At 60.0% G+C, this 13,558-nt stretch carries 8 protein-coding genes; 2 read left to right on the top strand and 6 right to left on the bottom strand.

What is annotated here, in order from left to right; genetic code table 11:
* Positions 1 to 153: 153 nt before the first annotated feature.
* From RHIBUN_RS0106915 to RHIBUN_RS0106895, 5 genes are all read right to left on the bottom strand, one after another.
* On the bottom strand, positions 154 to 1,686 hold the full coding sequence (locus RHIBUN_RS0106915; protein ID WP_025658993.1) for an FAD-dependent oxidoreductase: 1,533 nt from the start codon (positions 1,684 to 1,686) through the stop codon (positions 154 to 156).
* 890 nt (positions 1,687 to 2,576) lie between these two features.
* Entirely contained in the window at positions 2,577 to 4,490 is a 1,914-nt protein-coding gene (locus RHIBUN_RS0106910) for a heavy metal translocating P-type ATPase (protein WP_025658992.1), read from the bottom strand.
* An 829-nt stretch (positions 4,491 to 5,319) separates the two neighbouring features.
* Entirely contained in the window at positions 5,320 to 5,448 is a 129-nt protein-coding gene (locus RHIBUN_RS37890) for a hypothetical protein (RefSeq protein WP_018858765.1), read from the bottom strand.
* A gap of 383 nt (positions 5,449 to 5,831) precedes the next feature.
* The gene (locus RHIBUN_RS0106900; RefSeq protein WP_025658991.1) at positions 5,832 to 6,773 is read right to left on the bottom strand and encodes a DUF2950 domain-containing protein; all 942 of its coding nucleotides are present in this window, start codon (positions 6,771 to 6,773) and stop codon (positions 5,832 to 5,834) included.
* Between the two features lie 22 nt (positions 6,774 to 6,795).
* Positions 6,796 to 8,313 (bottom strand): DUF3300 domain-containing protein, encoded by a 1,518-nt coding sequence (locus tag RHIBUN_RS0106895; protein ID WP_025658990.1) that lies wholly within the window; start codon positions 8,311 to 8,313, stop codon positions 6,796 to 6,798.
* 873 nt (positions 8,314 to 9,186) lie between these two features.
* On the opposite strand from RHIBUN_RS0106895, the gene RHIBUN_RS35160 reads away from it, so the two are divergent.
* Positions 9,187 to 10,005, top strand: a complete 819-nt coding sequence (locus RHIBUN_RS35160; RefSeq protein ID WP_084659659.1) for a MarC family protein — start codon at positions 9,187 to 9,189, stop codon at positions 10,003 to 10,005.
* A 377-nt stretch (positions 10,006 to 10,382) separates the two neighbouring features.
* Positions 10,383 to 10,955 (top strand): arginase family protein, encoded by a 573-nt coding sequence (locus RHIBUN_RS34700; RefSeq protein WP_084659657.1) that lies wholly within the window; start codon positions 10,383 to 10,385, stop codon positions 10,953 to 10,955.
* A gap of 51 nt (positions 10,956 to 11,006) precedes the next feature.
* On the opposite strand, the gene RHIBUN_RS0106875 is transcribed toward RHIBUN_RS34700, so the two are convergent.
* Positions 11,007 to 13,517 (bottom strand): glycogen/starch/alpha-glucan phosphorylase, encoded by a 2,511-nt coding sequence (locus RHIBUN_RS0106875; RefSeq protein WP_025658987.1) that lies wholly within the window; start codon positions 13,515 to 13,517, stop codon positions 11,007 to 11,009.
* Positions 13,518 to 13,558 lie beyond the last annotated feature (41 nt).

Below are 13,558 nucleotides of genomic sequence, written 5' to 3'. Positions count from 1 at the left end.
CGGGCGCCTGGATCGACATGTGATGCCGTTGGCAGCCATTACAGCCGCGCGCGTGACGCTCACGTCGGCAGCCACACGGTGCTTTATGGATCAACTCCACGGCGCTATTTTTCGACAGGAGAGATGCGGGTTGGCATAGAGCCACTACGCGCGTTATGCCTTGTTTTGTTCCATCGCCAGTTCTGCCTCGAGGCTTTCCGCATCGCGGAAGATCGTGACAACCGCCAGAACGCGTCCGCCGTGCGTGAAGCGCAGGAGGCAGTCCTTCGCAGCAATGTCGCCCTCGATCTCGATCGCGTCCCATCTCTCGGCGTGTCCGACATAATTGATCGGGATGTCGTAATGCTGGCTCCAGAAAAACGGCACATCCGTGAACTCCTTCCGGCGTCCGAGCATGTTCAGCGCGGCGGTAGCACCCTGCCGCTCGGCCACGACCCAATGCTCAACTCTGATGTTCTCGCCGCTGTGGGGGTCGGGCCACCGCGCGATATCGCCGGCCGCATATATCCCCGGCGCGCTGGTCTCCAGATAGGCATCGACCAGGACACCCCGATCGATGGTAAGCCCCGCTCTTTCGGCGAGATCGACCCGCGGGCGCACGCCGATGCCGGCAACGACCAGGTCGGCAGTCAGCGTGCTGCCGCTCGTCAGCAAAACCTCGCTGGCGCCGATGCTCGCAGCGGTATCTTTCAAATGGAAGACGACACCATGTTCATCATGCAGGGCGCGGATGAAGTCGCCCATCTGGGGACCTAGCACCCGTTCCATCGGCCGTTCCTCAGGCGCCACGACATGCACTTCGACACCGCGGGTCCGAAGCGCGGCAGCGACCTCGAGGCCGATGAAGCTGGCGCCCAGCACGACAGCGCGCCGCGCCGCGCCGCTCTGCGCGATGATCGCGCGACTGTCGGCAAGCGAGCGCAGTGTGTGGACATGAGGCTGGTTGGCATCCGGTATGCTGGGGCGCACCGGTTCGGCGCCGGTCGCTAGCAGCAATTTGTCGAAGGCGACCCGGCCGCCATCGGCGAGCACGACCTCTCTGGCGCGGACATCAATGTCGGCAACCTTCGTTCCGAGGCGTACCTCGATGCCGTTCTTGGCATAAAAGCCTTCCGTGCGCAGTGGGATCCAGTCTTCGGGAGCCTTGCCCGCAAGATAGTCCTTCGAGAGGTTGGGGCGGTCGACCGGCAACGCCTCGTCGTCGCTGATCATGACGATGGCGCCCTGATATTGTTCGCGCCGCAGTCTTTCGGCCGCGGCAAAAGCCGCCGCGCCACCGCCGACGATGACGATTCTTTCCGGCAAGACCTCGGCATTGCTATCGCGCGAGGCTTGCGACGATTTCTTGCGTTTCTCGCCAACGAAAATCCTATCGCCGCGCTGCTCGACCGACCAGCACGTGAGCGGCGACAGGGCCGGTGCGCGCAGGGCCTCTCCGGTTCGCAGGTCGAAGCAGGCATGATGCCAGGGGCAACGAACACTGTCGTCGACAACCAGGCCGTCGACCAGCGGTCCGCCATAGTGCGAACAGGTGGCGGCGACGGCAAATATCTCTGCTCCACGACGCACGAGAAGCACGGACTCGCCGTCTTTGTGACCAACCAGCTTGCCTCCATCGGGAAGGTCGTCGAGTGCTATTCCGAGGGCGAGATCGGGTCCCTTCGGATCTGAGCGGCTATCGGTCATTTTCTCCTCCGTCAAAAGGCAGCTGCCGGTATTGCCTGCTGCGAGGAGGTTGTTGCCCAGGCAGCTCCCTTAAATTCTCGGGCTACTCTGCCCTTTAGGTAAGTGAATATGGCTCGAAGTAAACGTCGCCAAATACATCTGGAGTCGCTTTCGCTGTTTCCAATGATGCCGCGTTCGGAACAGGTGGCCCGCTCGTTTCGCACCTTGACCCAGCGCAAGCTTGAGGACCCAGGGAGGGCAACGATTATCTACAAAGCTGTCCAGCGCGACATGGCGGTGGAGTTTTCGGACTCGCCATCAAATCGCTGCGCCTTGGGCGCCGCGCCAGTTCGTCGCGCGAGGGTGCAGCGAATTTCCTCGGATCGTGCTTGTCGAGCTTAAAATGAGGTTGTCTGGATAAAGCGCAACCGCCTCGGGCAACGCTCTCCTTGTGACAGTCTAGGGGCGTCCAATAGGATGCAAGTCACTGCGCTGCAGCGTTGTGCTGCAAAAGCGCGGAGCCTTGCATAATGAGATATCTACAGGAAAAACTGACATCCAAACGAAACGACGGCAATGGCCAATGGCATCGTTAGCACGGCGATGCTTTGCCAGTCGGTTTGATGTCCATAGTCTCGCGCTTCCGAGTTCATTCCAGCTACCCCCTTCATGGAAGCAGCCTACCCGACTTAGTGGCCGTGTCGTCTCAAAATAAGTTTCTGGTTGTAATATTCGCGGCAGATCGAGACCGCGTTCGACGCTCAGCCTAAACCTTTCTGACATCTTGCAATTTGAGGCTTTCAATGACGGGCTTCCGGTCCCCCAAAGGTATTGCCGCGTGCATCGCCGATGCAGATCGGCGTCGTATCAGCGTCGAGACACCATATGCGTCTCAGCTAGGGAGAGGCTAGTCATTGAGAGGCACCGTAGCGTTCTGCCTGGGATTGGAGCTCGACAGGGTTAACCCGTGTGCCCACTGCCGACACGTTTCTTGGTGTTACTCGCAGCGCGCGCAAGGCGTTCAGGATGACCGCAACATCGATTGCCTCCTGAAGGAGCGCGCCTTGGACTGGCGTGAGGTAGCCAAGGGCTGCCGCAACCATTCCGGCCATGGAAAGACCGATGCCCGCGACGACGCTTTCGACCGCGATCCCGCGTGATCGCTTAGCCACTTCTAGCCCCGAAACGAGCCGACCGAGGTCGTCAACCAGCAGAACAACGCTAGCAGCCTCGGCGGAGGCGGCCGCCCCCCGTGCTCCCATTGCTACGCCGATATCGGCGGCCGCCAATGCGGGAGCGTCGTTGACGCCGTCGCCCACCATCATCACCGGCCCGTTCTTGCGTTCGGTCAGCACCAGAAGAACTTTCTGGTCGGGCGTCAGGTCGGCGCGGACGGCATCAAGCCCGAGCCCTTCAGTAACGGCCTCGGCGACGGCGTGACGGTCGCCTGTGGCAAGCACAATCCGTCTAATGCCACTGCGGCGGATGCCGGAAAGGAAGCCTGCCGTTTCCCGGCGCAACGGGTCGGACAGGACCAGATTTCCCGCGAGCTGGCCGTCCACCGCGACCGCGACCAGCACAGAGCCCGCTTCGGATTCCTGATCCGGAGCCCGCGATCTGCCAATCTTGCTGATGACGAAATCTGTCCCGCCCACGACGACGGATCGGCCGTCCACCTGAGCCGCGACCCCGTCTCCTGGAACTTCCTCGATATGCGTCGGTATTGGCAGGGGCATGCCCTGCGCGCGTGCCGAGGCAACGATCGCCTGTGCCATGGGGTGCTTCGATGCCTGATCGGCTGCCGCACCCAGGCGAAGCACTTCACCCGGCGGCAAGTCAGCATAAGTGTCGACCGACACAATCTGCGGACGGCCGTCCGTCAGTGTGCCGGTCTTGTCGAGGATCAATGTTTGGGCCTGCGTGAGTGCCTCGAGGGCCCTCGCGCCCTTGATCAGCACGCCAAAGTGCGCTGCCCTCGATAGGCCCGCGACCAGCGCGACCGGCACCGCAAGGATCAGAGGGCAGGGTGTGGCTACGACCAGCACGGCTACGGCCCGGATTGGGTCATCGGTCATCCACCACGCGGCAGCGGCAAGCGTGACCGTAACGACGAGAAACAGGATCGAATAGCGATCTGCCAGTCGAGACATCGGCGCCTTCGACCGCTGCGCCTCCTCGACCAGACGGACGATTCCTGCATAGGTGCTCTCCGCAGCGCGGCGGCTTGCGCGCAGATCGAAGGCATCACCCACATTGGTCGAGCCGCTCATCGCCTCTTGCCCGTGCATCAGTCTCACAGGCATCGATTCACCTGTCATGGCTGACTGGTCGACGACCGCGCGCGCGCTCTCGACAGTTCCGTCGACAGGCGCGACGTCCCCTTGCCGAATGAGGAGAAGGTCGCCGGGTGCGATTTGGTTGAGCAACACCTCTTCCAACGCGCCGTCGCGGTATCGGGCGGCGGTGCGTGGAATGCGTGAGAGGAGGGCTTGCATGTTACGACGGGCACGGCCTTCGGCAAAGCTCTCGAGGAATGTGCCTCCAGTGTACATCAGCGCGACGACGGCCGCGGCGAGCGTCTCACCGAACACAAGCGCGGCCGACATGGACAGAGCCGCCACGATGTCGAGGCCGACCTCGCCTCTCCAGAGGCTTCGGACAATCTCGATGATTAGGACGGCAAGGACAGGAACGACCCCCGCGACCCAGACCATCTCGGCGAGATCAACATTTCCGGCAAGCCTCAGGGTGGCCCCAACCGTAAGGCCGGTAAGGGCAACGGCCAGAATGGCAATCTTGAACCTGTCCCTGCCTTGCCCGCTCATCTCGCCTTCGGTTCACCTGGTTTATGTTGCCCCGGCTCAGGGCGCCCGGAATTGTGCCCGAGCGTTTGTCGCAGTTCTCATCGCCGTTGATGAGGAGTGCGTCCAGGCCGACTTTAGGGGGCATTGAGGCGCCCTCCAAGTGTTCTTGACCACCAGCACACTCACTCGTCCAAGCATCATCCAGCCTGCTGTCACCACGGGCATGCCGACGAGGCATTCAGCGGCCGCGACGCGCCGAGGAGGCCATCTGTATGCGAGAGCCCGCAGATCGACAGTCGCCAGAGGTCACATAGCGGCTTCAACGTGCAGCCAAATGACACGCGGATGTAACCGAACGACAGAGGCTTCAAGCACATGTCGATCGCGGGTCGGGAGCAGCCGAAATCGAAGCCCTCCTGAAAATGCCGAGGCCGCGGCTATTGTCGCGGCCTGGCTGTAGAACAGAGAAGCGCAAGGCTCGACGGGGTTCTGAGGGGCCCTGAGTTAACCCTGCTCACAGAGGGACTGCGAACAAGTTTCAGAATAACCTATTGGGGCGAAGGGCAGGATGCCTCCGTTTGAGGGGGAGGGCTAGTCATTCGGTGGGAGGCGCAAAGGACGAGGCCCGCAGGGGTGTGCGCGGACCTCGGAACACTATCACAGGAAGTGGCCGCATTTTCTGGCCGGGCTCATAAAAGCACAGCCGACCATCGATCGCACGTACGCCAATGTTGGTAACTGGCGCTACCGCTGGTAGGAACTGTTTCGAGAGTTCTGAGAGGCGTAGGCGTTGCGGCCGAGTTCACCCCTTGGGTGTCTCCCGATCAGGCAAGATCTTCGTCTGACAAGACTAGAAAGTGGTTTCCTGCACCAACCACCAGACAGGAAGAAATGCCAACGCGATCGCTGCCAGCCAGACCGAGGCGAACTTGATCAGGTACTGCCGTCTCGCTTTGGCTTCGTTCCACTCGTAGTACATCGCCAACTCCCAACTTTAGCCTGTTGTTACTGGAGCATTGCTTTAACGGCGAGTCGAGTGCGGAACTGCAACACTCGTGATCTCGCTTGGGGGGCGGTTTCCAAAATGGGGTCCGCAAACCCTATTCCTGACGCCGCGAGGTGGTTCGTCGCGCCTGACGGCTACGGAATTTGCAGCAGTGCGAACATCGCCCAGATGTCGTCTGAGAAGTCTCGATTTAGGCGCCAATCGAAGCGCCACTCGCGACTGGCAACTCGTAGCCATAGACGGACGAAAGGAATGCAGGCTTGTCTTTCCCAGTCACAGGCGGCAAGGGACGCATCGCATTCGAATTTTGTCCGAACGTTGCGAAATGACTCCCATCGGCGGGGCGGTGCCAAACGTCAGTTTGAAACGATGTCCCATTTTTCGTCAGGGTTGAAGCGCGTCATTTTCGCGACCGCCGCGGCGGTGTTGGTGCCGAGATCGCGTTCGTAGACGACGCCCTTCTCGCTCACCAGGAACGTCTTCACTCCCGTCTCACCATATTTGACGGGCCATCCGACGAGCGCGAACCCGACGATCATGTTGCCGTTGATTATGTAGCTGTAGTCGCCACCGGCTATGTTGGCGCCCTGGCCCTTCAGGATACGAAAACGGTAGCCGAAATAGCCATCCCCGGCCTTCGCACGCTCGAGAGCGGCCTGTTCGACGAAGGCTCCGGCGGGACTGTCTGAGTCTCCCTGGTTGGAGGGCCAGTAAAGGCCGTCTGTCTTGCCAGGGCTACTTATGAGGTTCTGTGCATATTCGAGAACGCCGTCGCCGTCGTGATCGGCCGAGGCGTATTCTTGCTGCGCGTCGACGTAGTTGCGCATGGTGTCGATCGCTTGGAGTTCATTCTCGCCGATCCGCCTGTCGAGGATCTCCTCGAAGCCCGCCTTGGTATCGAAGGCCCATTTGCCATCACCACGTTTCGCGAGCGGGAAGGGGAGCGGCCAAAGCTTGTCGCCGATCTCGACGATCTTCTTGCCGTCCCGGTCCTCCACGACCACCTGCTTTGCGGCGCCCTCGCGGATTTGCCGGTAGGTATTCATGGCGTCCTCGTTGGCCTTTAGCTTGACCGCGTCGATGCCGAGCAGCACAGCAAGACCATCGACGTCGCCGGACGACAGAGCTGCCTTCAGCTTGTCGACCGCCGCAACCGGGTCGTCGAATTGCGGCGCCGGAGTTGAGGCCGTGAAGCTGTCGAACGGCGTATCCTGGGCGAGCACCGGTGCAGTTCCGCAAAGAACGGTCGTTGTTGCAAGAACGGCCCAGAGGCCTGCAGACTTGAAGAACGTGTTCATCGTTTTTCTCCCCAAAGGTCGCTCAACGTCTGCCACCACCGCGTCCGCCACCGCGGCCGCCGCCGCCTCGAGGCATTTGTCTACCGCCGCCACCGCGGCTCATCTGTTGCCGTCCGCCACCGCCACGGCTCATCTGCGACCGTCCACCCCCACCGCGCTGAATGTTGGAACGGTTGGGTGAGCGCTGGACGTTGGAACGGTTGGGGCGCTGGGCGTTGGCGCGGCTCTGCGCTCCACGCCTCGAAGCGTCGACCTGACCGCGCTTCGACGAGACGTTGCCGAGCGCGTTTGCGCGGCCGCGGTTGTCCGCCTTGCCGGCGAGCTTACCGTTCGCGGGCCGCTGGCCGGCCGCAGGCCGGTTTCCGCCACCGGGGCGATTTACGCCCGCGCCGGCGCCCGGTCGATTTCCTGCCGCTGGCCGGTTGGCGACCCCACCGCCGGGGTGGTTGAGGCCGGCTTGCCCGGCGTTACCGCCGCGGTTTTTCAGACCCTCCGCGGTGCTTCTGCGCACGTCGGCTGCGCGGTCCGCCCGGTTGGCGACGCCAGCGCCGCGCTCACGGTTGATCTCGGAGGCGCGATTGCGCAGGTTGTTGGCGCCATTGGCCTGGAGATTGTTTCGGATAGTGTTTCGGTCGACGTTCGCCAACTGACTTCTGTCGATGTTGAGCTTGCTGCGGTCGACGTTCTTCCAGTCGACGTCGTTCCACTTAACCTTGCCGTTGAAATTGCGGTTGTTGAAACAATTGTTGCAATCGACGTCGATGTCGCCGCCCCAGTTGCCGCCCCAAACGCCCCAGTTGTCCCAGTTGACCGCGGCCGCCCAGGCAACGCCCGTTACGGCTGCGGCGAAGAAGGCAGCACCGGGATACCAATAGTTCGAATAGGGCTGGTCGTAGTAGCTAATAGGCTCGTAGGCGTAACCGGGTTCGTAGAGCATCTCCGGCGGATATTTCGGGATGTAGACCTTCTCGGGGTCGGTCGGCCGGATGACAACGTTGTCGCCCTCGTTGACGATCGTGATCTTGTCGTCCGTCTTGATCGCGCCCTTGGCCACCGCTTGGTCGCGCAGCTGTTGAATGGCCACAAGGACGTCCTTCTGCTGATAGGTGATCGCCTGTCCGAGCGTCTGTGTCCATTCCAGGTCGTCGTTCATCATCTTGACGACCTCAGGATAGTTGAGAAGAGAGATGATACTGCCATCCCAAGTCTCCTTGGGCTTAAGCTTGTCATCAGTCTTCTTCGTTTCAAGGAACCGGTTCGCCTCGACGATCTGCAGCGGAAAGAGCGAGCTAGCCGTGATCAGTGCCACGAGGTCATCCGGATAAAGTGCGATGCGCGCGACAAGCGTCTCGAGTTCGTCCTCAGTCAAGGCCTGAGGCGCTGCTGCTGTTTCGGCGGTACTCGCTGCCGGCGCGGCGGCCGAAGCGGAAGCGGGCGCAGGTGCTGGCTGCTGCGCGTAGGCCGTCGGTAGCTCTGTCGGAATGGCGAGCCAGGACACCGCCGCCAGCCAAGTTGCACACCAAGCAAGAAACCTTGTCATGATCGCACCTTTTCTTTCTTTGGTGGAAGACGGATCACCGTCTCCACTGGACGTCTGGGCAACCTCGCTTGCACCCGCAGAAAATGCAGCCGCCGGTCGAGCGAAAAATACTTGCGGATGCGGAGGCCCCTCGCAACTCCATGAAGATAGGCTAGCAGCAATCAGTCCCGGCCGCACGTACGTTACGGTAAATTACGGGAGCCGATCTATGCCCGCCATGGCTGTCCAATGCGGAGAATTGCTGTCGACGTGCAGTAGGAACGCAAAATTCATGCCGATCGTGCGAAATAGCGCGCTCGTGATCGCCGGACGAGCTAGTCAGATCGGATTGATCAAGCAGTCACGGGCGCTACGATGAACTGTCATGTGTCACAGCGATCTAAGTCATCGCTGATGGGCGCGGAAACGGAAGTCGAACAGCGCCGAATGTTCGAACCACGGTGGCCCGCCTTCTTGTGAGGCCACGGGAGGTGAGATCAGCTATCGCCGCTACTCAAACGGCCGCGCAGATCCTCAGCAAGGAACGTTTGGTTTTCGAGCAGACGCTCATAGAGAACGAGCATCTCCGGCGTAATGTCCTCCCAGGACCCACCAGCGAATCTGGCCTGATGCTGCACCTCGCCCGTTTGGATCCGGGAAATGCGTTGCTGCGAGGCGCTCGACGATCGTCGCGCCCATGTCTCCCTCCATGAAATACGCATGCTGCTGAACTGAACAACGAGCGCTGCCGAAATGCAAGCGGCTATCGGGTTGGTTCCCAACCCCGTCGTGTATTGGGACATGGTCCAATCCTGGGCCGGACTTCGACTTCAAATGGCCGACCGGGCGTGGGGAAGCCACTGAAGCCAGTGGCCGCTTCGACCCCAAGGCGAAATGGCGGTCGAGAACGGAAAGTGGTATGAGGCGGGATCGCAACCCGGTTCCGCTGATATGGCTGACGAACACCAGGCGACCCATACCACAAAAGCAAAGGAACCCGTGCGGCGATATCTCCTGGCGTCTGTTCTCGCTTTGGTTTGGGCGGTGAGCGTTCCGGTGCAATCCGTTGCGCAATCCTTGCCCCCGCCGGAGTTCCCAGAGGTGGAATTCGGCTCACGCAAGATATTCCTGATGCTTTTTTTGATGCTCGGCCCAATTAAGATACTGGTGCCATTCAAGGTCCTTGCGGGCAGCTACGAGCCCAGCGTTCGGCGACAATTAGCCACCAGAGCGATCCTGTTCTCGGCGGCGGCGCTCGCCATCGCCGGATTTCTCGGACGCACCATGCTTGAAAATCTGGAGATTTCGTTGCCGGTGCTGGCGATGACGGGCGGCATTATCTTGTTCATGGTGGCTTTGCGAACCGTTTTGCAGCCGACCGCGGACCCAATGATACGGCCAACGGAGCAGGGCCAGATAGATTTGAAATTTGCTCTGACACCGTTGGCGTTTCCAACAATTGTGACACCCTATGGTATAGCTGCCGTCATCGTCTTCGCTACGTTGGCGGGTGACCGGCAAGCGGAAGGCGTCACCCTGGCGGCGATCGTATTGCTGATCCTGACGCTTGACTGGCTGGCCATGATGTTTGCTGAATCCATCCTCAGATGGATCGGAACGTCATTGCAGGTTTTGGCGGTTGTGCTCGGCGTTACCCAAGCCGCTCTGGGACTGCAGATCATTCTGCATAGTCTAAGCATGATTGCTTGGTAACCGCCGCATTCTCACTAGGGAAGTTTCGCACGCCTCGAATGTCCGCCTTGGCACTCGGCGGCTTGATTACTTCAGTGGCACACGCGATGGCGAAGGAGTGTTTGCTCATGCCACAGTTGACCACACCCTCAGATTACATTTGCCCCAGTGGCAAGGCGGGAACCTCGCCGAGTATTACGTCAGCTCGCGCTTGCTGTCGTGGCCTCTGCCGAATCTCAGGGCCCCGAGGAAACAATCGACGTTCCGTCGCCTGGTGAGGCGGAACTGCCCCTGGAGGATGGAATTGTCGCTAAGAGCGCTTTGCTGCAACAAGCCCGGTCAGCGCGGTCCGCGATCGAAAAGCACGCACCGGATCGCATCCTTACAATCGGAGGCGACTGTCTCGTCGATCTGGCCCAATCGCGTATCTCCAACAAGCGATACGGTGGGACGTCGGAGTGCTCTGGATAGATGCACATCCAGATATCCAGACGCTGAAGGACACCGGTCACGCGCACGCGCAGGTGCTCGATATGCTCCTTGGCGAGGGCGACCGCGATTTCGTCGGCGAGGTTGATATCCCTGTTCGACCGTCCAAGGTCATGTATGCGGGGCTGGACGAGTGGTCTGCTAGTGAGCAGAAGGTCATTGATCGCCTAAACCTCCGACACACATCCTCGCGTGAGTTGTCTGGCGACAGTAACGCAATCCTGAAGTGGATTGCGGACGAGGACATCAAGCAGCTTGCAGCGCATCTCGACGTCGATGCGATCCTGCCCGGCCGTTTCCCGCCAATTCTTTTCAATAAACCGGGTACTGATAAAACGATTCTATCCGGTGTCCCCAGGGGGCGTCTGGAACCTGAGCACGTGGTGCGGCTCCTTCGGATGTGTCTGCTGCTTGCGAAATCGTGGGGTTGGCCATCACCGAATACATTCCCTGGGATGGGATCGAAACCAGAAAACTTCTGAGCCAACTCCCGCTGGTCTAGCCGGGACCGATACATCGATCCAGTCATGAGACTAAGCCGATGGCAACGGACATGGAGCTACCTCCCAGATGTCGCGGGCATATTCGGCGATCGTGCGATCGCTCGAGAACCTTCCTGAAGCCGCGATGTTCAGGATCGCCTTGCGGCTCCAAGCTTCCGGTTTCCGATAGAGTGATTGAAGATTGGAATCTGCATCCATGTAGGAGGTGAAATCGGCCAAATGCATGTAAGTATCGCCGCCGACCAGAAGTATGTTGCGCAGCGCGTCCGTGACTGCCGGCTCATTTCGCGAGAATTCGCCTGAGAAGATCAGGTCGAGGACAGCGCGTATCTCTGGCTCGTTCTCATAGTGCCAGCCGGGGCTATACCAGCAGCGGCTGTTTGCAACTTGGTCTGCGGTCAGCCCAAACAGGAAGAAATTTTCTTCGCCCGCGGCCTCGGCCATTTCGATCGTTGCGCCGTCACGCGTGCCGATGGTCAACGCCCCGTTCATCATGAACTTCATGTTGCTCGTGCCGCTTGCCTCGTATCCCGCCATTGATATCTGGTTGGATACGTCGCTGGCAGGAATGAGCTGCTCGGCGAGTGACACGCAGTAGTCGGGCAGGAATAGTAGCCGAAGGCGACCCCGCACCAACGGATCGCCGTCGATCGTGGCGGCAAGATTGTTCAAGAACTTTACAATCAGTTTGGCAGCGTGGTAGGCGGGAGCCGCCTTTCCTGCAAAGAAGAACGTGCGTGGCGGCATATCGAGACTAGGATTCTGCCGCAGCCGATGGTACAGGGCGACGACTCGCAGCCCATTCAGGAGCTGTCGCTTGTATTCGTGGATGCGCTTCACCTGGCTATCGAAAATCGTGTCAGGATCAACCAGAACACCCGCCTGCGCCTTGAGCCAATCGGCAAAACGGACTTTGGCCTTGCGTTTTGCGGTTTGGACGGCGGAAATGAACCCGCTGTCATCGGCAAGCGACCTCAGACGTTCGAGGTCCGTCGCGTTCGCTATCCAGCGGTCGCCGATAGCTTCGGAGATGCATTCGGCAAGACCCGGATTTGACAGCAATAGCCAACGGCGTGGCGTGACGCCGTTTGTCTTGTTGTTGAAACGGTCAGGATAGAGTTCTGCGAGGTCGCTCACGGTGACGTTTCGGAGCAGCTTCGAGTGTATCTCCGCGACACCGTTCGTGCTGTGGGAGCCGGCTATTGCGAGGTGAGCCATCCGCACCAGGTGATCGCCTTGCTCGACAATGGCTATGCGCTCGATGCGGCCATTGTCGCCCGGCCAGCGAGTTTGCACCTCTTCCCGCAAGCGGCGATCGATTTCCAGGATGATTTCCAAGTGCCGAGGAAGCATCAACTCAAACCAGCGCACCGGCCACTTTTCCAGCGCTTCCGGGAGGAGGGTGTGGTTTGTGTAGGCAAGGGTCCTTTTCGTGAGGTCCCATGAACGCTCCCAGTCAAGTTTTGCCGTATCCAGGAGGATGTGCATGAGCTCCGCGACGGCGAGACTCGGATGGGTGTCATTGAGCTGGATAGCCACCTTCGTCGGCAGATCATCCCAACTACTGTTGCTTTTTTGGAAGCGTCGAACCAGGTCGGCCAATGAGCACGCTACAAGGAAATATTCCTGCACGAAGCGAAGGCCCTGTCCCATGCTGGTGGAATCGTCCGGATAAAGAACACGTGTCACGGTTTCCGCTGTCAGCCGTTCGGCCAGCGCGCCAACAAAGTCACCTGCGCTGAATTCCTGGAAATCGAATACGTGGGGAGTTGCGGAAGCCCATAGCCGCAACGTGTTTATCGTTTTTCCGCCGTAGCCGACGACAGGCCTGTCGTAAGGGATTCCGAGCAAGCTTGAAGGCACGCCGGCGATCGCTCTCAGGCTTCCCCCGCGCACTTCGAACGAACATCCAAGCTCGACCGGCACGGCCAAGTGAGGTCGGGCAACTTCCCAGGGATCAGGCCTGCGCAACCAATTGTCCGGTTGTTCGCGTTGCCAGCCATCGACAATCGACTGTTTGAATATCCCGTACTCGTAGCGCAAGCCATAGCCCATTCCAGGCAATTGCATCGTCGCCATGGACTCGAGAAAGCATGCTGCCAAGCGTCCAAGGCCACCATTGCCGAGCCCGGCGTCGGGCTCTTCGGAAAGCAAGGCCAATTCGTCCAGCTGATGTCTTTGAAAGAAGCGATCCGCAAGAGGGCCTAGCCCCAGGTTGACAACGTTGTTGTTAAGGGAACGACCGATCAAGAACTCCATCGAGAGATAATAGACCCGCTTGGGGTTCTCGCGATCATAGACCTCTTCTGTCTTTTCCCAGCGCTGGGAAAGAATATCCCGAACGGACCGTGCGACTGCCTCATACCGCTCGCGGTTTCCTATCTCGCTCGATGCCCGCACGTTGTCGAACAGAAGATGACGTTCGTACAACGCGTTGCTGCTGCCACTTAGCTTGAGGGGGCCGCAATCATACTGCGGGGGAATGGAGTCCGTCGCCTCCAATTCAGGAGCTTGGGCTGATGTTTCCTGGTCGTCTGCCATTCCATGCCTCCGAACCTGCCGGTCACGATCTTCGGGATTGG

Origin of the sequence: Rhizobium sp. IBUN (assembly GCF_000510625.1) — a bacterium.
Taxonomy (GTDB): domain Bacteria; phylum Pseudomonadota; class Alphaproteobacteria; order Rhizobiales; family Rhizobiaceae; genus Rhizobium; species Rhizobium altiplani.
The sequence above is the reverse complement of the archived record's forward strand: the minus strand, read 5'-3'. Positions and strand labels throughout refer to the sequence as shown.

What these genes read in the sequence shown, in the direction of transcription:
- RHIBUN_RS0106900 (WP_025658991.1), bottom strand. Translation starts at nt 6,773, where the DNA reads ATGAACACGTTCTTCAAGTCTGCAGGCCTCTGGGCCGTTCTTGCAACA.
- RHIBUN_RS0106895 (WP_025658990.1), bottom strand. Translation starts at nt 8,313, where the DNA reads ATGACAAGGTTTCTTGCTTGGTGTGCAACTTGGCTGGCGGCGGTGTCC.
- RHIBUN_RS37890 (WP_018858765.1), bottom strand. Translation starts at nt 5,448, where the DNA reads ATGTACTACGAGTGGAACGAAGCCAAAGCGAGACGGCAGTACCTGATC.
- RHIBUN_RS0106915 (WP_025658993.1), bottom strand. Translation starts at nt 1,686, where the DNA reads ATGACCGATAGCCGCTCAGATCCGAAGGGACCCGATCTCGCCCTCGGA.
- RHIBUN_RS0106910 (WP_025658992.1), bottom strand. Translation starts at nt 4,490, where the DNA reads ATGAGCGGGCAAGGCAGGGACAGGTTCAAGATTGCCATTCTGGCCGTT.
- RHIBUN_RS0106875 (WP_025658987.1), bottom strand. Translation starts at nt 13,517, where the DNA reads ATGGCAGACGACCAGGAAACATCAGCCCAAGCTCCTGAATTGGAGGCG.
- RHIBUN_RS35160 (WP_084659659.1), top strand. Translation starts at nt 9,187, where the DNA reads ATGGCGGTCGAGAACGGAAAGTGGTATGAGGCGGGATCGCAACCCGGT.